Origin of the sequence: Klebsiella ornithinolytica NBRC 105727 = ATCC 31898 (genome assembly GCF_001598295.1) — a bacterium.
In the GTDB taxonomy this organism is placed as follows: Bacteria; Pseudomonadota; Gammaproteobacteria; order Enterobacterales; family Enterobacteriaceae; genus Klebsiella; species Klebsiella ornithinolytica.
This window is the reverse complement of sequence record NZ_BCYR01000002.1, coordinates 323,867-344,164: the sequence shown is the minus strand read 5'-3', so window position 1 is coordinate 344,164 and position 20,298 is coordinate 323,867. Positions and strand designations below refer to the sequence as shown.

At 57.1% G+C, this 20,298-nt stretch carries 19 protein-coding genes; 7 read left to right on the top strand and 12 right to left on the bottom strand.

The window, feature by feature from the left end:
- Positions 1 to 387: 387 nt before the first annotated feature.
- Positions 388 to 801: a polymorphic toxin type 44 domain-containing protein gene (locus tag ROR01S_RS25795; RefSeq protein WP_015585790.1), complete on the bottom strand. Its 414-nt coding sequence runs from the start codon at positions 799 to 801 to the stop codon at positions 388 to 390.
- Positions 798 to 1,289: an Hcp family type VI secretion system effector gene (locus tag ROR01S_RS05590; protein ID WP_064359191.1), complete on the bottom strand. Its 492-nt coding sequence runs from the start codon at positions 1,287 to 1,289 to the stop codon at positions 798 to 800. Before ROR01S_RS05590 ends, ROR01S_RS25795 begins: the two co-directional genes overlap by 4 nt.
- A gap of 305 nt (positions 1,290 to 1,594) precedes the next feature.
- Between ROR01S_RS05590 and ROR01S_RS05585 the strand changes: the two genes are divergently transcribed.
- From ROR01S_RS05585 to ROR01S_RS05575, 3 genes are all read left to right on the top strand, one after another.
- Positions 1,595 to 1,981: a VOC family protein gene (locus tag ROR01S_RS05585; RefSeq protein WP_004867336.1), complete on the top strand. Its 387-nt coding sequence runs from the start codon at positions 1,595 to 1,597 to the stop codon at positions 1,979 to 1,981.
- A gap of 121 nt (positions 1,982 to 2,102) precedes the next feature.
- Positions 2,103 to 2,597, top strand: coding sequence for an HNH endonuclease (locus tag ROR01S_RS05580; protein ID WP_004867334.1), 495 nt, complete (start codon positions 2,103 to 2,105; stop codon positions 2,595 to 2,597).
- 571 nt (positions 2,598 to 3,168) lie between these two features.
- Positions 3,169 to 4,722 (top strand): peptide MFS transporter, encoded by a 1,554-nt coding sequence (locus tag ROR01S_RS05575; protein WP_004867331.1) that lies wholly within the window; start codon positions 3,169 to 3,171, stop codon positions 4,720 to 4,722.
- 274 nt (positions 4,723 to 4,996) lie between these two features.
- Here the strand turns inward: ROR01S_RS05575 and ROR01S_RS05570 are convergent, their stop codons facing one another.
- Complete coding sequence (locus ROR01S_RS05570) at positions 4,997 to 5,776, bottom strand: acetoin reductase (RefSeq protein WP_004867328.1); 780 nt, start codon at positions 5,774 to 5,776, stop codon at positions 4,997 to 4,999.
- 197 nt (positions 5,777 to 5,973) lie between these two features.
- On the opposite strand from ROR01S_RS05570, the gene ROR01S_RS05565 reads away from it, so the two are divergent.
- The gene (locus ROR01S_RS05565; RefSeq protein ID WP_064359189.1) at positions 5,974 to 8,703 is read left to right on the top strand and encodes a winged helix-turn-helix domain-containing protein; all 2,730 of its coding nucleotides are present in this window, start codon (positions 5,974 to 5,976) and stop codon (positions 8,701 to 8,703) included.
- Between the two features lie 29 nt (positions 8,704 to 8,732).
- Here ROR01S_RS05565 and ROR01S_RS05560 read toward each other — a convergent pair whose 3' ends face one another.
- Genes ROR01S_RS05560 through ROR01S_RS05545 form a run of 4 tightly spaced genes read right to left on the bottom strand, consistent with a single transcriptional unit; the run spans position 8,733 to position 13,423 of the window.
- Positions 8,733 to 10,205: an MdtP family multidrug efflux transporter outer membrane subunit gene (locus ROR01S_RS05560; RefSeq protein ID WP_174539220.1), complete on the bottom strand. Its 1,473-nt coding sequence runs from the start codon at positions 10,203 to 10,205 to the stop codon at positions 8,733 to 8,735.
- Positions 10,206 to 10,210: 5 nt separating this feature from the next.
- Positions 10,211 to 12,148: an FUSC family protein gene (locus ROR01S_RS05555; RefSeq protein WP_064359188.1), complete on the bottom strand. Its 1,938-nt coding sequence runs from the start codon at positions 12,146 to 12,148 to the stop codon at positions 10,211 to 10,213.
- A gap of 9 nt (positions 12,149 to 12,157) precedes the next feature.
- Positions 12,158 to 13,186, bottom strand: coding sequence for a multidrug transporter subunit MdtN (gene mdtN / locus ROR01S_RS05550; protein WP_015585795.1), 1,029 nt, complete (start codon positions 13,184 to 13,186; stop codon positions 12,158 to 12,160).
- Positions 13,187 to 13,192: 6 nt separating this feature from the next.
- Complete coding sequence (locus ROR01S_RS05545) at positions 13,193 to 13,423, bottom strand: YtcA family lipoprotein (RefSeq protein WP_369974010.1); 231 nt, start codon at positions 13,421 to 13,423, stop codon at positions 13,193 to 13,195.
- 311 nt (positions 13,424 to 13,734) lie between these two features.
- Between ROR01S_RS05545 and yjdI the strand changes: the two genes are divergently transcribed.
- Complete coding sequence (gene yjdI / locus ROR01S_RS05540) at positions 13,735 to 13,965, top strand: 4Fe-4S mono-cluster protein YjdI (protein ID WP_015585797.1); 231 nt, start codon at positions 13,735 to 13,737, stop codon at positions 13,963 to 13,965.
- An 11-nt stretch (positions 13,966 to 13,976) separates the two neighbouring features.
- Positions 13,977 to 14,249 (top strand): GNAT family N-acetyltransferase, encoded by a 273-nt coding sequence (locus ROR01S_RS05535; RefSeq protein WP_004867312.1) that lies wholly within the window; start codon positions 13,977 to 13,979, stop codon positions 14,247 to 14,249.
- 163 nt (positions 14,250 to 14,412) lie between these two features.
- Here ROR01S_RS05535 and ROR01S_RS05530 read toward each other — a convergent pair whose 3' ends face one another.
- Positions 14,413 to 15,651 carry an MFS transporter gene (locus ROR01S_RS05530; protein WP_015585798.1) on the bottom strand — a complete coding sequence of 413 codons (1,239 nt, stop codon included), beginning with the start codon at positions 15,649 to 15,651 and terminating at the stop codon, positions 14,413 to 14,415.
- Positions 15,652 to 16,038: 387 nt separating this feature from the next.
- Here ROR01S_RS05530 and alaE point away from each other — a divergent pair, with 387 nt between their 5' ends.
- Positions 16,039 to 16,500 (top strand): L-alanine exporter AlaE, encoded by a 462-nt coding sequence (gene alaE, locus ROR01S_RS05525; RefSeq protein WP_004867308.1) that lies wholly within the window; start codon positions 16,039 to 16,041, stop codon positions 16,498 to 16,500.
- 74 nt (positions 16,501 to 16,574) lie between these two features.
- Here the strand turns inward: alaE and ROR01S_RS05520 are convergent, their stop codons facing one another.
- From ROR01S_RS05520 to ROR01S_RS05505, 4 genes are all read right to left on the bottom strand, one after another.
- Positions 16,575 to 16,832: a hypothetical protein gene (locus ROR01S_RS05520; protein WP_071934212.1), complete on the bottom strand. Its 258-nt coding sequence runs from the start codon at positions 16,830 to 16,832 to the stop codon at positions 16,575 to 16,577.
- Between the two features lie 166 nt (positions 16,833 to 16,998).
- Positions 16,999 to 17,451: a GNAT family N-acetyltransferase gene (locus ROR01S_RS05515; protein ID WP_224050117.1), complete on the bottom strand. Its 453-nt coding sequence runs from the start codon at positions 17,449 to 17,451 to the stop codon at positions 16,999 to 17,001.
- A gap of 455 nt (positions 17,452 to 17,906) precedes the next feature.
- On the bottom strand, positions 17,907 to 19,355 hold the full coding sequence (locus ROR01S_RS05510; RefSeq protein ID WP_064359269.1) for an EAL domain-containing protein: 1,449 nt from the start codon (positions 19,353 to 19,355) through the stop codon (positions 17,907 to 17,909).
- Positions 19,356 to 19,383: 28 nt separating this feature from the next.
- Positions 19,384 to 20,280, bottom strand: a complete 897-nt coding sequence (locus ROR01S_RS05505) for a fimbrial protein (RefSeq protein ID WP_054829215.1) — start codon at positions 20,278 to 20,280, stop codon at positions 19,384 to 19,386.
- Positions 20,281 to 20,298: the final 18 nt, after the last annotated feature.

Here is a 20,298-nt window from a genome sequence, read left to right as displayed (position 1 = left end):
CGCTGGCTATGCTCTTAGAATGGTGAGGCATTCAGGTAGATTGAGGTTGAGTAGCTCGCCCTATTGGTGAAGCGGTATACGTCGCCTTTCACGTTCAGGTGAATGGCGTCATCACTTATGTCTACCTTTGCGCTTCCGTCAGATGTTGATAAAAAGGAGTGGTACTTATCTCCCACACCTTTCAGGAAAGCGTCTTTGCTAACTTCTGGAGGGACTAAATAAAACTGGTACACAAAGTTTGTCGTAGCACCTGCGCTGCCCTCTGTGACGTATAGTGACACCTTAGAATTGATTTTCTCAACCTTATAAACAGTTTGGTCGATTGGAGAGTTGAGTGCCTTATACACACCGTAGCAAGCCACGATACCCATCAGTATCGCAATCCACCTAAAAACCCGAACGTTTCGCATAGTCTATACCTGCCCTGATCCAGGTCTGGTCCTGAGGGTCATCACCATATGAATTAGGGCCCGGATAATCTGCAAACTCAGCGCTGCTTGTACCTGCGAGAATTTGCGCCGCACCTGCACCACGTAGCAAGATCTGAGCCGGGATACCCGCTGCTGCTCCAACCGCACCATAGTTAAAGTTACCAAAGGCGGCGTATTGGCTGCCACGCTGTTTGTAGTCCCACGGTCCATGATTCCTTACCTGAGAGTAAAACCAAACATAGGTCAGGGCTGACGGGCCACGGTGAAAACGAGCCATCATCATGTTATTGACGATACTCACACCGGGCGGGGTGATAGCAGATATATCATACGGTGGATGGGGGTTGGCTGCTAATGTTGGATACCTCATGCTTGCGCTCGTTCGTTCCAGCTATCGGTGAACATAATGTTACCGTCGCAATGCTTCCAGGTGATCTTCTCATAACGGAACTCGACACACTCAAGGTGGTTATGCTTCTCCTTGCTTGCGTCTTTGGTATCGTGCATCACTGGAGAAATGCCGACAATTTTCACACCTTCTAATAGCATGTTGAAGTATTCCGCTTCCTGTCCTGCGTCGTTGATCTTGTACCATTTGAACTCAGCAGACTTTAGCGTTTGACCAGTGGCAACTGCTTTGTAGAGATAAGGAGAGGAGCTATCAAATTCCTTTTGGATAATCAGTGCGGAGTGCTTGCGAGTTCCGGTGATCTTGCCAGTCATTGGGTTAGTTGGGATGTTTAAGCTGTGGGAGAATCCATTGATCTCAATGCTGCCGTCACGGTCCTGGACGTCGACAGACCCCTTAATGTCTGCGCCGCCGTCATCTTTAAGCCATAGGTAAGCTGGAATAGCCATTTTTCCTTTTCCTCATATTGTTATAAAAATCCATATAAAGAGTATGCCTTTTTATGGGGTGGACAGTAAATGACCAAATGTAAAAAAAACATTAAGTTAGCGTGTGATCTGTCCCCAGCATTAGATACAACGGTCAGTCAGGAATATCTGAACTTTGATTCTGCCCTCTGAGGAGAGCACCATGCACAAGGTCCGGTTTACTAAACAACGGCTTTTCTCGACAAATAGCCATCTGAAATCCGGGTACAGTAGGGTCGGTGTTGTCCATTCCGGAAACTTAATTTGACCCGCGGGAGCCCGTTATCATGTTCAGCCATATGCGTATTGCCAGACCCGTCACCGACCTGGCGCGCGCTTGCACCATGTACAGCCAGGGATTAGAGCTCCAACGAATTGCGGATTTTACCGACCATGCCGGCTTTAGTGGGATAATGGTGGGCCGTCCGGAGCTGGCCTGGCATATTGAGTTCACCCACTGTCACGATCATCCGCGTCAGCCTGCACCGACCGATGAAGATCTGCTCGTGCTCTATTACCCCGATAAAGCAGCCTGGCAGCAGGCGTGCGCCAGAATGACGGCGGCGGGCTTTCGTACGATGAGGTCGTTTAATCCCTACTGGGATACCAACGGCAAAACATTTGTCGATGATGACGGTTATCGGGTGGTGCTTCAGAACCGCGACTGGCCATAGATTGAGGGCTCTCGTGGAACAGAGCGGCGGTTCAGGTGGTCCTGTCGGCGGCAGAACTCCAGGCGTTGAGTGCGGATATTTGCTATTCTGCATCACGTCAGGTTATTGAAGAGATTGAGAAATGGGGTCGTTTATCGTCGTCGTCTGTGTCATATGGCTTTTGTATCTAGGCGTGAAAATGCTGACCCGGACTCTGTATAAAACGGAACCCATAAACGCCAAACCAGAGCGCGATGTCTGGGGGCGCAGGGAAGGTGAAGGTCCGCTGTACCGTCGCGTCAATCGCGCAACGAAAGATGAAGATGACGAGGGATTGTTTCAGTCGGTCAACCGGCGGCAACAGGCCAGGACAGAGGAAAAAGACGTGAACGCCTCTGCTGCGTTCTACCAGTCCAGAGAGTGGCGCGCGCTTCGCTATCAGGCACTCAAAAAATATGGCGGTGCCTGTAGTGCCTGCGGGCGTTCGGCGGCAAAACATGGGGTGGTCATCCATGTCGATCATATTCGGCCCCGCAGTAAATACCCGCATCTGGCGCTGCGCCTGGATAACCTCCAGCTGTTATGCCACGAATGTAATCTTGCAAAAGGCAACCGCGACGAAATTAAATGGCGTTAGCAGCCGGTCTGGGTGCGCTTTTTTATCCCCTGGTTCGGAGTCAGGGCTCTGCGAATCGCAGGAAAAATACCCTAAAAATGCGCGCAAAGCGTCGTGTTTGATGCAGTCGTTGCGTCATACCGGTTTCTGTCCGGCCTGGCGTCGGTTGCATATGTGAACGTCACTCTGTGACTAAATAATCAAGAGTGTGACTTATCGATACTTTCCCCTGTCGCGAAGACCAACCTCGTATTTACCCTACTTTTTATCGCGTTTTATTCGCAGCGCGCCTCAGCCTTGAGTATGAATATCTGTTTGTTCAACTTGTTGTTTATAAACATATAATTGCATTCATTGTTATCATTTGAGATGTCAATCACATTTTGTTGTCAGCCAACTTTAAATCTATAAAAGTAGACGTTTGTCGACTTTTCATCTAAAAGATGGGGTTGAGGGGCTAGACAAAACCAGAAGCTGGTTATCAAATAGTTAAAAAATATCGTGCCTCATGTAAATGATTGGCCAGTGTAAACATGGCTAACACGCTTTCCGCGGTCTCTCTGCGCTGCGGTGCATCTTATCTGGAGAAGTTATGCATTCCTCTGTGAATAAAAATGAAAGCCGGACCTTCTTTGGTCATCCATATCCGCTAGGTTCGTTGTTCTTTACCGAAATGTGGGAGCGATTCTCGTTTTACGGCATTCGCCCCTTATTGATTCTGTTTATGGCCGCCACGGTTTACGACGGCGGTATGGGGCTGGCGCGTGAAAATGCCTCGGCGATCGTCGGTATCTTCGCCGGCAGTATGTACCTTGCGGCGTTACCGGGCGGCTGGCTGGCGGATAACTGGCTGGGCCAGCAAAAGGCGGTCTGGTACGGATCGATTCTCATCGCGTTGGGTCATCTGTCGATTGCTCTGTCAGCGGTGCTGGGTGACAACCTGTTCTTTATCGGGCTGATGTTTATCGTACTGGGATCGGGTCTGTTCAAAACCTGCATCTCGGTTATGGTTGGCACGCTGTACAAGAAAGGGGATGCGCGTCGTGACGGTGGATTCTCGCTGTTCTACATGGGCATCAATATGGGGTCGTTCATCGCGCCGCTGATTTCCGGCTGGTTGATTAAATCACACGGCTGGCACTGGGGCTTTGGCATCGGTGGCATCGGGATGCTGGTGGCGCTGGTGATCTTCCGGGTCTTTGCGGTACCGGCGATGAAGCGCTACGACAGCGAAGTGGGCCTCGATTCAACCTGGAATAGCCCGGTGGCGAAGAAGAACGGCGTGGGCGCCTGGCTGCTGGCGCTGGCCGTAGGTGCCGCGGTGATTATCACGCTGATTGCGCAGGGCGTGATTGTGGTTAACCCTGTTGCCGTTGCCAGTATGCTGGTATACGTGATTGCCGCTTCGGTCGTTCTCTATTTCATCTATCTGTTTGCCTTCGCCGGACTGAGCCGCAAAGAGCGCGCCCGTCTGCTGGTGTGCTTTATTCTGCTGGTTTCCGCCGCCTTCTTCTGGTCGGCATTTGAGCAGAAGCCGACCTCCTTCAACCTGTTCGCCAATGATTATACCAACCGTATGATCGGCAGCTTTGAGATCCCGGCGGTCTGGTTCCAGTCAATCAACGCGCTGTTTATTATTCTGCTGGCGCCGGTCTTTAGCTGGGCATGGCCGGCCATGGCGCGTAATGGCGTCCGTCCGAGCAGCATCACCAAATTCGTCATCGGCATTCTCTGCGCCGCTGCGGGCTTTGGCCTGATGATGCTGGCGGCACAGAATGTGCTGAACAACGGCGGGGCCGGCGTATCACCGTTCTGGCTGGTAGGCAGTATTCTGATGCTGACCCTGGGCGAGCTGTGCCTGAGCCCGATTGGCCTGGCAACCATGACGCTGCTGGCGCCGGAAAGAATGCGCGGCCAGATGATGGGGCTGTGGTTCTGCGCCAGTGCGCTGGGTAACCTGGCGGCCGGCCTGATCGGCGGCCATGTGAAAGCTGATCAGCTGGATATGCTGCCAGATCTCTTTGCTCGTTGTTCGATTGCGCTGCTGATCTGCGCCGCCGTACTCTGCGTGCTGATCGTTCCGGTGCGCCGGATGCTGGAAAATACGCAGAACAAAACCGCACAAAAACCGGCTACCCACGCCTGACGGCAACGGAAACTGACAGTCGGTAAGCTGGCGCGTAAAGCGCCAGCTTTTTTTTCGTCTGAAATTTAACGGGAAATATCCGTCGGCCACACCATCGCCAGCGAGATATCCCCTTGGGTGAGTCCGCGACTTTTTCCCGGGCATATTATGAATGACCAGCGAACGGGCTGGAGGCAGTGAACGTCAGCGCCATGGCGGGGCAGGGGAAACCGTAAGAAAATGAGGCTGGCGGGATCAGCGCGGGCCGTCTGTCGGAGACGACCCGCTTCGGGTATTAACGGTAAACAATCCCGCCATCGATCAGGATCGACTGACCGGTCATATAGTCGGAATCCGGGCCGGCCAGATAGGCGACCAGGCTCGCCACATCGTCCGGCGTTTCCGCACGGCCAAGCGCAATCCCTTCTACATATTTTTTATAGGTCTCACCGACCGGCGCACCGGTAATTTCGGCAAAGCGCTTATCGATTTCGGTCCACATGCCGGTCCCGACAATCCCCGGGCAGTAGGCGTTCACGGTGATCCCGCGGCTGGCGTACTCTTTCGCTGCCGCCTGGGTCAGGGCGCGAACGGCAAATTTAGTGGCGGAATAGATCCCCAGCAGGGCAAAACCGTCGTGCCCGGCAATGGAGCAGGCGTTAATGATTTTGCCGTTTTGCTTGCGGTCGATAAATTTTTTCGCCGCGGCCTGAATGCCCCATAGCGTCCCCTGAACGTTGATACGCATGATGCGATCGACCTCTTCAGGGGTCACGTCGGCGAGCGCCTGTACCTGAGCAATCCCCGCGTTGTTCACGATGATATCAAAGCCGCCCAGCTCCTTTTCCGCCCGATCAATGGCGGCATACACCTGGTCACGTTCAGCAATATTCGCCACGAAGGTGGCGGCCTTACGGCCCAGCGCTTCAACTTCGGCGGCGACCGCCGCAATCCCTTCCGGGTTCACGTCGACAAGCATCAACGACGCACCCTCTTTGGCCAGACGTAAAGCAATACCGCGGCCGATGCCCTGACCGGCACCGGTGACTAATGCAACTTTATTTTCGATAGCCATTTCTGTACACACCTTGTACTGATTAAGAAACGATGGATGCCTGATGGAGAAAAGATTCGCTGTACGAAGGCGCAGGCCTGGCGTACTGCCCATCGGCGGCAAAGGATAAAACTACTCTATAGGTATGGATAAACGTGGCCTACCCCCCGGTTGGGGGGGATAATGGCGTATGCACGGGATGAGGAGGTTATGGCGCTATGGAATTGTTACCCCCGACGGATGACGCATTAAGCGAGTTTGTTCATCAGGAACCGTTTCGCCTTGCGCGCACCTTGCCGCTTATCGCGACGCGCTTTACGCCGCCGCGCACACCGGGGGTATTGCAGTCGCGCGATCGTCTGCTGCAGCGGCTGGACGCCGCGCTCACCAGCACGCTAACGCTGGTATGCGCCCCCGCCGGGTTCGGCAAAACCACGCTGCTGGCCCAGTGGTATCAGCATCGGCAGCAGCAGGGGAGTACGCTGGCCTGGCTGAGCATTGATGAAGATGACAACACGCCCTTCCTGTTTATGCGCTATCTGCAGGCGGCGCTGCGGCCGCTCTGGCAAGCGGCGAATGCTCTGCCGGAAAGCGCCCCCGGAGACGACTTTCGGCTGTTTCTCGCCGGGCTCGTCAACCAGCTGCACAGCTATCCGATTTCGCTGTCTCTGATCCTCGATGATTACCAGAATATTGCTCACCCGGAGATTCATGATGGTTTGAACTGGCTGCTGAACCACGCGCCGCCGTCTCTGCATCTGATTATTGCCAGCCGCAGCCAGCCGCCCCTGGCGCTGAGTCGCCTGCACATGGAGGATCGGCTGGTGGAGATCGATGATCGTGCGCTGCGGTTTAATGCTGAGGAGGCCAGAACCTATTTTGCCACGTCGATCTCCCCGGCACCGGATCCGCAGGAGATTCCGCGCCTGATTGCCCGCACGGAGGGGTGGGTTGCTGGTATGAAAATGGCGGCTTTAGCAAGCGGCAGCGCCCATTGTTGCCCGACCGACGGCAAGCTGAATACCGCTTCCCGCGCCCTCTCTCGCTACCTGGAAGAGGTGATCTTTGCGCCATTGCCCGCCGGGGTGTTGGACTTTCTTCTGCGAACCGCAATACTCAACCGCCTGCATCCGTCGCTGTGCGATGCCGTGACCGGGAAAGGCAACGGAGAGGCGATGCTGGCGTGGATAGCCCGGCACAATCTGTTTCTCTCGGCCCTGGATGCGGACGGGTTCTGGTTCCGCTACCACCCGCTGATGCGCGAAGCGCTGCTGTATCGTCTGCAGCACAGTGCGCAGGTGGATATCCGCGTACTGCATGAACAGGCCAGCAACTGGTTTGCCGGACAGCAGCTGTGGGCCGAGGCGATTCGCCATGCGCTGGCCGCCGGGAAAACGGGGGCCGGACACGCGGAAGCCGGCGTGCAGTCGCTGGCGGAAGAGGGCGATATCGAGACGATGGTGCGCTGGATCCGCTATCTGCCGGCAAATCTGGACCCTTCCCGCATCGAGCTGCAAACGAACCTCGCCTGGGCGCTCGCACACCGTTTTCGTTTCCACGATGCCCGCCAGCTGCTGGACGCCATTGAGTCGCTGGCGGTCGCCAACCGCAGCGCGATGGCCCACAGTTCGTGGGTGAAGCTCCGCGTGGTTCGGGCGATCTGCGAAGCTTTCGCCGACAATATTGCCCAGAGTATTGCTATCGTGGAACCTCTGCTGCACGAGGTGCCCTGCGGCGATATCTGGGTGGATGGCCTGGTGTGCAATATTCTCAGCTACTGCCATCTGGCGAACGCCCGGCCGCAACAGGCGCTGGATGTCCAGCAGCGGGTAGCGGGTATGCGGGTGGCGAACCGCAATCTGTTCGTCGAGGTCTACCGGGCGTTTGTGATGGCCCAGGGATACCTGCGCCAGGGCAATCTGGCCGAAGCGCAGCGGCAGGCGGGGCGGGCGCTACAGTATGCCGAACAGCAGACCGGTCCTCACTCCAGCAGCGGCGCCACCCTGGCGCCGATTCTGGCCGAAATCGCCTGGGAGCAGGGGGAGGTACAGCGCATCCCCACTCTGCTGACGCTCCGTCTTGAGATGATCGATGACTTTTGCCCGCCGGATGGGTTTAGCCGCTGCTATATCGTGCTGGCGAAGCTGGCGCAACGTGATGGCCGGACGGATGAGATGACATCGCTGCTGCTGCATGCCGAAGGCCTGGCGGTTCAGCGTGGATGGCTGCGGGCGCAGGCGCCGCTGCTGGCTGAGCGTATTGCCAATGCGCTCCACGCCGGCGATCGCGCTGCAGCTGACAGTTTGCTTCGTCGCCTTCAGGGACTGTCTCTCGGCGCGGAGAAAAATGATGTGGTGAGCGCCTGTTTAACCCTCAGTCAGAGCCGGATGCTGATGGCCGACGGACAACCGCTGGCGGCGGCGCGGCAGCTCGATACGCTGGCCGCTGAGCAGGAGCGCGGCGGCGAGTGGCTGTTTGCCGTACGCCTGCGGCTTATTCAGGCCGTCGCCCTGTGGCGCGCCGGGGAACGGGAGCGGGCGATAACGGTGGGGATCCCGACGCTGCATCGCGCCTTTCAGCAAAAACTGTGGCGCAGCCTGCTTGATGGCGGAGAAGAGATGGCCTCATTACTGGCGGCTACCCGGCAGCGTGGGGGGCACGACGAGGTCTTCAGCGATGCGCTGACGCAGCACCTCGCCAGATTCAACGCTGCCGGGATCTTGCCGACCGTCAGCCGTCGGGCGCCCGCGCAGCTTCGCCTGACCGAGCGGGAACAGCAGACGCTGGAGCTGATCGCCGAAGGCTACTCCAACAAAGAGATCGCGCGGGCCCTGGGAATTACGGCCGAAACCGTGAAGTGGCATCTCAAGCAGCTGTACGACAAGCTGCAGGTCAATGGTCGGATTCAGGCGGTGAATCAGGCGCGCGAGTGGCAGCTATTTCGCTGACGCCCGCTCGCCGGCACGCAAGGGGCGCCTCAGCGCGCCTGTTTGCCCAGATTCTCCAGCGCCGGGCCGCGGTAATCTCCGCCTAATGCCTTAATCAGCGTAATGTCGCTGCTCAACCGCTGCGCCTCGATATCCAGCAGGAGCAATTGCTGGGCGATAACGGGACGACGCGCTTCCTGAGCCGCATAGTAGCTGACCAGCCCCCGCTGATAGTGGGCGCTGGCGCTGCGGGAGGTGGCCATGGCGGCCGTCACCTTCAGCTTCTGCAGCACCACCTGCTGATTAAGATCGTTCAGCTCGCTGGAGCCGATCGCCACATCGCGCACGGCATCCAGTACCGCCTGGTTGTACTGTTTGATCAGAATATTGCTGGCGGTGCGGACCGATTGCAGATTGGCATTCAGCCGGCCGCCGTCGAAGATCGGCAGATACAGCCCCGGCAGCAGGTTGATCTGCTGGAAGGACGATTTAAACAGATCCCCGACGCTCAGGGCGTTGTATCCCCAGAAGGCCTTGATATCAAAGTGCGGGTAAAACGCCGCCTTCGCCGCATCGACCTGGCTTAATGACGCCGTGACGTAGCCGCGCAGCGCCTGGAGATCCGGGCGGCGGGCCAGCAGTTCAAAGGAGAGCGAGTCGGGCAGCGTTTCCTGTAGCGTCGGCAGGGGGACCGGATGGATCTCCGGCATGCTGCGCGCATCGGCGCCGATCAGCGCCCGCAATGTTTCCCGATACTGCGTCAGCGTCCCGTTTGCCGTAATGATCTGCTGCTGCGCCGCCAGCAGCTCGGCCTGGGCATTGGCGATATCCACGCTATCCTCAACGCCGCGCTGGGTACGGTGCTCATGCGCCTGCACCGAGAGACGGGCAATCTCTTCCAGCTGATGCAACAACGTCATCTTCTGGAAGGTGGCCTGCATGGCAAAGTACAGCTGCGCCACGCTGCTGGCGAGATCCAGCTCGATTCCCGCCGTTTCCGCCTGACGCGCATTTTTTTCGCCAATGGCGGCGGCAACGCGGGCGCGATCGGCTCCCCATAAATCAATATTCAGCGTGGCACCGACGCCGACGGTATTCAGGGTGTACCACGGACCATTTTTATCGACCGGCAGCGAGTAAGAGTAGGGCCAGGTGAACTGTTTGTTGGTAACCCGCAGCCGGTTCTGAGCCGCCACCGCGGTGGCCTGGACGCCCATTGCCGACTGCGCCAGCTCTACGGTGGACTGCGATTGCGCAATCCGCAGCCGGGCGGCCTGCATGGTCGGGGAGTTTTGCAGCGCGCGGTTGACCAGCATATTAAGCTGGGCATCGTGATAGTCCTCCCACCATCTGGCCGCTGGCCAGCCGCTGTTGGCAAGGTGAATCACCTGCGCGAGTTCAGCCTGCTGCGGGTTCACGATGGTGACCTGGCCCGGATCGTCCTGAATTAACGCGCAGCCGGTGACCAGCGTCAGAAGGAAGGCGAGCGGTGAGTAGCGCAGGAAGCGGGCTGCGGTGTCCATTTTTCTCATGACTTATCTGCCTGTCGCGGAAGCGGTAAAGGTGCGGACGACCAGCTCGGTAATGTCGTCAGCAGAGTGATCAGCGGGCGGCCAAAAGGATTACCGGGGTCGGGCCGAAGCTCGCCGAACGGCACGGGCGCCTGCTGCCGGTCGATATCATCGGCATAGGCCTCGAGCGACCCGGCGCAGTGGCGCAGAAAGGTATCTCCCGGCGCGGCGTACAGCCGGTACCCTTCGCTGAAGCGTACGATTTCGAGGGCCTGCGTCCAGGTGGCCTTCACCGGCCAGGTTTTTGCCTCGGGATGCGGGTGAGCATAAGCATTCAGCGGTTCAGCCGCCACCCGATGCATCAGCGTTTCGGCGCTGTTGAGGGCGTGAAACAGCGGCACTAACTGCTCCTCATCGCGACTGGCGCGCAGGTCATCGGCAATCCGCCGGTAGAGATCGGCCAGCCGCGATTTGAGCTGCGGGGCCTCGCTATCCGGCCACAGGTAGAGGTGGACAATCGAAGAGACCAGCACGCCGAGCAAAATACCGATGACGCGATCGCGCAGCTCGGTCAAATTGGTCAGCGGGCCAAACCAGCTGAGAAACGCCAGTGAGAAGGTAAAGCCGATCTGAATCCCGGCGTAGGCGATGCGTTCAGACCCCGCTGCTATCCAGGCCGACAGCGCCATCACCGGCAGGGTCATCGCCAGCAGGCCGACGATAGATTCGGTATGCGGCTGAATAAAGACGATCATTAACAGCGCCAGCAGGGTCGCGAGCAGGGCACCGCCTGTTCGCAGCCAGGTTTTCTGCAGCGTCGCGCCGAGCCCCGGCTGGGCGACAATGACACAGCTGAGCATAATCGTATGGATACCCTGCCAGTCGGCGGCGGTATAAAAAACGTAGCACAGCAGCGTTGCCAGCAGCGTTTTAAGCGCGAAGTGCAGATACGCGGGGTTCGACCAGGCGTCAGGCAGCAGCAGGGGCGCTTTTTCCTCTTCGCCAGCCGGCAGCGGCACCGGTTCGCCGCGCGCCAGCTGGCTCAGCGTCGTGGCCATCTCTTGCAAAATGACGCCGTTCGCCGTATCCCGCGCGCTGGCCTCCGGCAGGGTTGCCGGAAGCGTGCTGAGGTCCAGATTGTGCGCCAGCGTCGAGAGCGCGGCGGCAAGCTGCAGACGCCCGGCGGAAGGGGACTCTTCCGGCTGAAGCAGCGCGGCCAGATGATAGCAGTGAAGGGTGGCGGCCATCAGGGATTGCCACGCCTGCGGGTTATCGGCTATCTCTGGGCTGGAGCGGGTCGCCTGCTGATACAGAGACTGAAGCTGGGCGAACTGTTCGGCAATTTCTTTGAAAGTTGGCGGAGAATCGGCGTCCGGCCTGGCGAGAAGCGCCGCCACCCGGCGGAGCAAGAACACCATTCTCGCTTTGAACTGGTAGCCGGGAAAAGCCTGCTGAAAACCGGCGTTGACCAGCAGCGTGACCACGATGGCGAGGTTGATGACGACCCATAGCCAGAGCAGCAGACGCACCAGAATCTCACTCTGGCTGGTCATCGAGGGGAAAGTCTGCGCGTAGATAACGACCAGCGCGACGACGAAAAAGGCCAGCCCCAGCTTGCCCAGCACCCGCATCAGATAGATGGCGCCGAAAAACAGCGCTACCGAGGCGACCAGGCGGATCAGCGGATAGTCATAAGTCCATTTGATGATCAGCAGCACACAGCCCAGCGCCACGCTGACGGTGAGGAAAAAGACCACGCTCACCAGCTTTATCATCAGCACGTTAGGCTGGCTGACGTAAAACACCACGATCAGCGCCACGGCCAAAAAAGGGATCTGCAGGGTCATAAACAGGACGATCAGCACCGCGCAGCTCAGGGTCAGGCGCAGGGTGTAGTTTGCCCTCCCCGGCGCGTCGCGGAGTTCCCGGTGCAGAAATGACCAGACGTTCTGCATAGCGCCTCCTTACTGAGGCTGAAGAACGGCGCTGGCAGAGGCGCCCATACGGAAGAGTTCGGGGTCAGGATCTTTCACCGCGATCTTCACCGGGAAACGCTGCGAAACATGAACCCAGTTGATGCTCTTCTGAATAATCGGCAGACCTTCAATCACGCTCCCGCCTTCAGGCAGCACGCCGGAGCCGACGGAATCGACCACGCCGGCGAACGATTTATCATGATTGGTCATGATGGTGACTCTGGCCGCTACGCCGGGGCGGACGTTTTTAAGATCGGTTTCGCGGAAGTTGGCGATGACATACCAGCGGTCGTCATCCATTAAGGTAAATACCGGTTTTAACGCCGAGGCGTACTGGCCGACGGTGGTTTTCAGCGCCACCACCACGCCGTTAAAAGGCGCCCGGACTTCGGTAAATTCCAGGTGCAGTTCCGCCAGCGCGATCTGCGCCAGAATCCCCGCCCGCTGGGCAACCATGGCGTCAACGCCGGTCACAGCGGCCGAAGCCTGTTTCGCTTGCAGCAGCGTGGCGTCGAGTTCTGCGCGTGCGGCTTTTTCGGCGGTTCGCGCCTGGTCGAGATCCTCTTGTGAAGCAAAGCCCTGCGGGACTAATGGTTCAAGACGCGTGCGTGACGAAGTGGTCTGTTTTACCAGCGCCTTCGCCCGCTCTACCGCGGCGGCGACGGACTGGGCGTTGTACTCCTGGGCCTTAATTGTGCGCCGGGTCAGCATGATTTGCGCATCCAGCGTGGTCAGCCTGGCCCGGGCGTCATCGAGCATCGCCTGATAGGGGCGCGGATCGAGACGAAACAGCAGATCGCCTTTTTTCACCCGCTGGTTGTCGCGGATGGGCATCTCCACGATCCGGCCGCTCACTTCCGGCACCACGTCGATGGTATCGGTATAGACGTAAGCATCATTAGTTTCCGGCGAGGTCTGAAGCTGCCAGATAACCAGGATAAGCGCCACGATCGCGGCGAGGACGAGGGCCAGCAGAGGCCACTTTTTCCGTAATACGCTTGGGCTGGAGTTTGTCATAGGGGCTTAGTAAACAAAGAAAAGGAACCACAGGAGCGTGGCGAACAGGAACATCAGAGCCAGGTAGCTGAATACCAGCGGAGAAAAACGTGATTGCCAGCCTTTGCGAACGATCAGGATATGACAGGGAATGAGCAACAGCACGCCGCCCAATAAACAGAAAAACCAGCCAGGAAATGCGGCGCCTAATACCGGAATCGCTGGTGATAATGAACAACCAGAGAGAAATAAGAACATGAATAATAGCGCCGGACGTGCCAGCTTCACTCGATAATTCAAAGGATAGTTCCTGAGCGCTCATACCATTGTGGAGTGAGTTTAATCGCCCTCACGGGGAAATAAAAGCAAAGGGAAGAGACGGGCTGTCTATTTTATGGGGGGCGTCAGCGCCGCTCCTGCAGGAAAAGTGAATATAAAAGCGTTTATTTCGCATTAATGCGATAAATCTTATGACATATATGAAGGTGATTTTTGATTTCACCATAGCTGGCGTTCCGCGGCGGGGCTATGCTTAGCTCCTGAACAAGAAAAATAATTGAGGCAATGTCATGGATAAGGAATTACTGGAGGCGGGCTACCGGGCATACACCGGCGAGAAGATTGATGTCTACTTCAACACGGACATCTGCCAGCACTCGGGGAACTGCGTTCGCGGTAGCGCAAAACTCTTCAACCTGAAGCGTAAGCCGTGGATCATCCCGGATGAAGTGGATGTCGCCACCGTCGTGCGTGTGATCGACACCTGCCCGAGCGGCGCCCTGAAGTATCGCCAGAAATAAGTGAGGAAATGATGGAAATACTGGAAGGCCATAACAAGTTCTACGTCAACGATGCGGCAGGGAATCAGGTCGCGGAAATTGTTTTTGTTCCCACCGGCGAACATCTCAGCATTATTGAACATACCGATGTCGACGAGAGCCTGAAAGGGCAGGGGGTAGGCAAACAGCTGGTGGCGAAAGTGGTGGAAAAGATGCGCGGAGAACAGCGTAAAATTATCCCGCTATGTCCCTTTGCGAAACATGAGTTTGATAATACCCGCGAGTACGATGATATCCGGGCCTGAAATAAAAGCACCGGTCTCAGCCGGTGCTCAGTTTTGGATGATGAAGGGCTTTTGCATCCGGGATGCCTGTTATTGGCGATGATGGCGAATAATATTCTGGCGCCAGCATGGTTCCGGCCTGTTGCCTGACTTCCGGCGTAGCGACCGGGAAGCGCTTCTGTCGTCAGCCCGGGCCCTCGTTTTCCAGCTTCTGCCTTTTGCGCAGGTGCGGGAAAATGGTCATCCATATCGCGACCACCACCAGCGTGCCAATCCCGCCAAGCGCCGCGGCCGGTACGGCACCCATCCACGCTGCCAGCAGGCCAGACTCAAACTCCCCAAGCTGGTTTGAGGTATTAATGAAGATAGCGTTCACCGCATTGACCCGGCCGCGCATATCATCCGGCGTATCCAGCTGTACCAGCGCGCCGCGAATCACCATGCTCACCATATCAAACCCACCCAGCGCGGCTAACGCCAGCAGGGAAAGCCACAGCTGAGCAGAAAGCGCAAACACCAGCGTCGCCAGGCCAAAGCCGGCCACCGAGGCGAACATGATCAGACCCACGTTTTTCTCCAGCTTGTGGCGACTGAGCCAGACGCCCACCAGCAGCGCGCCAACCGAAGGGGCGCCGCGCAGCATCCCCAGCCCCCATGGGCCGGTATGGAGAATATCCTGGGCGAAGATCGGTAATAGCGCCGTCGCGCCTCCGAGGAGGACGGCAAACAGATCGAGCGAAATCACGCCCAGCACATCTTTTCGCTCGCGGATAAAATGCACCCCGGCAAACAGGTTTTTGAGGTTCATCGGCAGACGGGTTTGCGGCGGCCGCTCGTAGCGCAGTCGGCTTACCAGTACAAGAGAGAACAGATAGAACAGCGCCGATACGCCGTACACCACTTCCGGACCCGCCACGTACAGCAGACCGCCAAGCGTTGGGCCGATAATGACCGCCGCCTGTCCTCCGACGGAACTGGCCGCCATCGCGCGCGCGAGGATCGGCGGCGGTACCAGCGCCGGCAGCATAGAGGTGATTGCCGGCCACTCCAGCGCTTTTGCCACCGAGATTAAAAAGACCAGCCCCCAAATCTCAATCTTGTCCGCCCAATGCAGCAGCGTCAGCGCAACCAGCCCGAGTAACGCTATCCATTCAATGAACTGGCCAAGCAGTACAATCCGTCGCCGATCGAACTGATCCGCAAGGTGTCCCGCAGGGAGCGCCAGCAGGACCGAGGGTAAGAATTGCATCAGGCCGATCATCCCGAGCGCCATCGCGCTATGGGTGATGGCATAAATTTGCCAGCTAACGGCAACCGAAAACATTTGAAAACCGAATGATGAGCAGGTGCGCGCCAGCCAAAAGGTGACGAACGACCTGTGCCGCAGCAGTGAATCTTCCGCTGCGGATACCTGTGAACCCATAGTCTTATCCCATTTAAAGCCAATATTCCGGCCAGCATCGTCGTACCGGCCTGGTGCGAAGTCCGTCAGGGACTTTTATTATTTTTTACCACCTGACAAGGTGCGATATCTTGTGAGTTCGGGCAGTGGCAAGGCGTGCGCTTTGCTACCTGGCGCTTAGCGTCAATGGGATTGATTATATGCATCCCCCTGGTCGCAGGCGCGTTATTTGAGGGCGGCAGTGATGCGCCGCCGGCCGTGGCAGAGGGTAAGAGGCCGGCAATGAGAACCGCAGGCTATCTCGCCGATGTGCGGCTGCGACCCGGAAAATGACCGTATGCTATAGTTTTATGCTTCTTTGGGGAGGAAATCGCGTGTTCTCCATCCCGCTACGACAGGAAATCTCATTTGTCTCAGCGCCAGCAACAGACCAGGCGTCGGACGGCATTTTTGGCAGATACCGTCGCGCTGATCCTCTTTTTCACGACCACCGGCATCATTAATGAACGCATGATTGCCGGTATGACGTGGGAGCAAATTTTCCACGCCCGTCTTTTAGGGGCGGTCCTGATGGTTCCGGTAGCAAGACCCTACGGCATATGGCGGGACTGGTTGATGAAGCGAGCCGGAGAGAGTCAGGTATCCAGGCTGTTATGGGATAGCATTGCTCTCGTCAGCTTTCAGGTCCCCCTCTATGCATCGATCATTGCTTTCAGCGGTGCCTCGGGAGGCGGCCTGGTCCGAGGCACGCTCGGCGCCGCCTTGATGATGCTTTTTCTGGGCCGCCCCTATGGCGCGTTTCTTAACCGGGTGCGTAAATTATTCGGCCTGCCGCCGGGGGGCAGTAAGCCAATGTCGTTGGGGGAGTGAGTGGCTGGTTTGTGTCAGGCGGGGACGTTGCCCGTGAATCACCTTTGACCCAATGAGGATAAGGTCAGCCGCTTTTACTTAGAGCGTTTCATTGCATCCTGCTTCCCGGGATTGCATTGCTGTTTTGTACCGGGAAGATAAAATTTTCCCGAACGGTCTGGATTGGTTCCGCCCGGACAACCCGCGCGGCCCGGAGTAGAGACAGTATTACTACCGTCTGAACCGTTTCCTCCATCAGAAAAATTCCCTCCATCACCACCATTACCGCCATCAGCAGCATTTACCGCAAATGCGCATAACATAAAAAAAAATGCAAAAACACACCTGGCCATAAAAACTCCGTTGTTTAACAATCAAATGTTCAATCAATCATCCCGGCATGCATCCATTGTTGGGAATGTCAAAAGATCGGGTACGCCGCTTGCTCACAGGGGACCTTCAGCCCAGTCAGCTCGTCCGCTTCGTGCCAGGAGTGGATTGCAGGTCCGATTAATACAATCAGCGCAATTCTTTTGAGAAACAGACGGCTTCTGTCCTACCTATGTAGGGGCCGTAATTCTCGATGCGTATATATCCATATTTCTCGTAGAAATTTACAGCCCGTTGGTTGATGTGTCGAGTTCCCAGTCTAAGTTCGCTATATCCCATCTCTTTTGCAGATGTTTCCAGAAAAGTAAGTAAAGCTCTCCCAACTCCTGGCACACTTCGGTCTGAGAACATTCTTTTAAGCTCGGCTATATTTGGCGTTAACGGCCGAATAGCTCCGCATCCTATTGCATCGCCATGAGCATTCTTTGCCAATGCCCATAAGGCTTTGTCCTCATACATTGCTTCAACGGTGAAATTGCTTTTGCCGTTATCACCCGTAATAGCGGCAAGTTCTGCCGACAGCATTTCGATTAAGCGATGGGATTCTGAAGAAAATGGATCTGACTTCTCTACGGTTATCATGTTCATATCCTGCAAAATGAATGTGACCAGCATAAAGTATGCTGCCAGGTAAAACATCAGCCTGAAACGGTTGACGGGACAACGCCATTCCCACACTATCCCGAAGATGTTACGCCCGCTTCTCGCTCAACCCAACCCTCAGATTCATCCTCTCTACCGTCAAATGCCTCTTTGAGATGTGCCGCCGATCTCACCAGCTGAACGGCCTGACAGGTAACCAGACTGGGAAATGGAGACGGCTGAGCAGTCCAGCCCGCTGCCAACGGCCCGCTGCTGCTCATCGAGAGCCGGTGGATTACGCCCGTTAGTCCCGCCGCGAAGCCGAACCCGGAGCCAGGGGTTTTACCCCTGACGCCATAGCCATGTGAATTGATATCAGGGCTGAAGTTTAATGGAGAATCCCGACCCGGATGGTCGGGTTTCTCATGCTGGACGGAGCTGAAAATGGATGGGATTTACCCGGCAATGCTGGTGGGATAGCGTCCCGGCGAAAAACGCTGAATAAGATCCTCCAGATTATCGCCAGTGACCGGCGGTGAGATCAGATAGCCCTGAAAGCGATCGATGCCCAACGCCTTCAGCATATTAAATTTTTCCAGGCTATCGACCCCTTCGGCAATGCAGCGGCTACCGGAAAGCTGGCAGTAATAGATCAGGCTTTTGATCAGCGCCAGGGCGTGGGGATCCCGCTGCAGATCGTTGACGATACTGATATCCAGCTTGTACTCATTAAAGCGCACGGTGCGGACTGGAAACAGGACGCTGCTGCGCGAAAAGCAGTCGTCAAGCATGATGCGAAAGCCCTGCTGCTGTAAGCGGGCGATCGTATCGCCCGTTTTACTGTGACGATTGAGATCGACAGTTTCGGCAAATTCCAGTACCAGCCTCTCACCCTGCTGCGGTTCCTGCAGCTGCTGACGGGCCGCCTCCATCATCCGGATAATGTTGCTGTTGTTGGCGATGACCGGCGGGATGTTAACCGCGAAATAATAGTCGCCCGGGTATTGATTGATATTCTGCACGGCCTCCTGCAGGACAAATGCCGTGAGCAGCAGCCAGGCATATTCCGAGCGTATCTGCGGCAGAAACTCGGCTGGCAACAGTACATCGCCATTGCGTCGCCAGCGCGACAGCATTTCGATGCCCTGTAACATCAGGCGGCCATCGGTGATGGGCTGAAACACAGGAAACACTTGCCGGCAGTGAATGGCATGGATGAACTCGCGTTCAAAAGCGGAGAGCGCGGTAATCGCGCTCGTTTTCTGTCCTTTGGTCTGGCTACCGGGAAAACGGTTGGCCAGATGGGGATGATGTTCAACCATCTTTTTCAGTCCTGAGCTTCTCTGGGTGTAGAGGGTTTTGTGACTAAGCCCCCGACGTTGTGCCTGATGATTGATGCTGAATCCCCGCAGCCAGTCCAGCGCGGTGCTCAGTTCTGGTTTGGTCACGCCGGCGGCCGGTTTAGCGCAGATAATCATCTCCTGAGACGCCAGCTGCGCCAGCAGGGGATAGCGTTGTCCGCCGTCGGGTCTGAGCAGCGCCGCCAGCTGTCGACAGGGTAAATCAGAGGCGACGGCCCGTACCCTGGCCAGATGGCGCGGCTTGCCGACCTGATGTAACAGCGTCTGCCACAGCCAGTTGGCCGGGCTGCGGCTGAGGATCAGCATCGGCAGCGGAACGGCGCTGTGTTTCAGCAGCAGCCCCGCCTGCCGCAGAGTGAGCAGCAGCCAGAACGGATCGTCGGGTAAAAAAACCACGATACGCCTGACGGTCACAATATCGGGGATTAACAGCGCCTCGTGAAGCTGAGGGAACAGGCGCCTGGGCCGCAGCAGGCCGCCGTCGTCCATCAGGGAAGACAGCCCCTCGGCGGCTATCGCGCAGGGCGAAAGAATATAGTCCACCGGCGGGGAGGCCTGCGTCGCGCAGCCCTTACTGGTAGACAAACGTCACCCCAATAATGGACTGCACATTACCTGCCGTCACCTGACCCGTGGTTCGCGCATAGGTCGCGGTGAGCCCCAGATTGACCGGCGAAGTGCCGACCGTACCCAGCGACACCGTGCTGTTGGCGGGCACGATGCTGCCGTTACGCGTCATCTGTACGCCAATCCCCTGCGCCGCCGACGTCGAAGCGGTATTGCTGAAGATCGAATTGGCGGTATCGGCGGTGGTGCCGGAAAGGTAGTAGCCGAGATTCTGGTTTTGCGCGCAATGAACCGTCACCGGAACGGCCATTGAGCCAGGATAATCCGGAAGCGTTACCGTCACATCGCGAGCGGAGACATCGCAGCCGCCGGTCGGCACCACCACATCATTGTTGGCGTAAATGTTCCAGACAAACTGATAGGAGTCGCTGTTATAGTTGTTGGTCTGGTGAAGAATGAGCACCGCGATCAGGGAACCGGAGGTGATCGCCACCCCGCCAGCGGTGCTGACCGGCGTCAGATAGAGCACGGTAGGCCACGGTTTATCGGTGGTTGAATCATAGATGACCCGCGCGGTTTCCGTGGTGGTGGGGAAGGGATAGGAGGTACCGTTGTACTTTACGGTGCCGGAAAAACTCGACAGCACCCCGCCATAGGCGGAGCCTCGTTGCAGGGTCACGTAGTCGGTAATGGTTTGCGGATAGTCGTTATGGCAGAAGATTTGCGTGGAGAGATCGACCACCAGGTTCTGCCCGACGTTCACCGCCGGCGTCAGGTTGACGTAGACGTTCGCGCTGCCGCCGCCGATGGGGATCGTCGCCCCGGTAGCGGTTTTGCAGGCAAAGGACCAGGCATTAACCGACCAGCCCAACAGCAGCAGCGTGGTCAACAGGGTCATCATTTTTTTCATCAACTTACT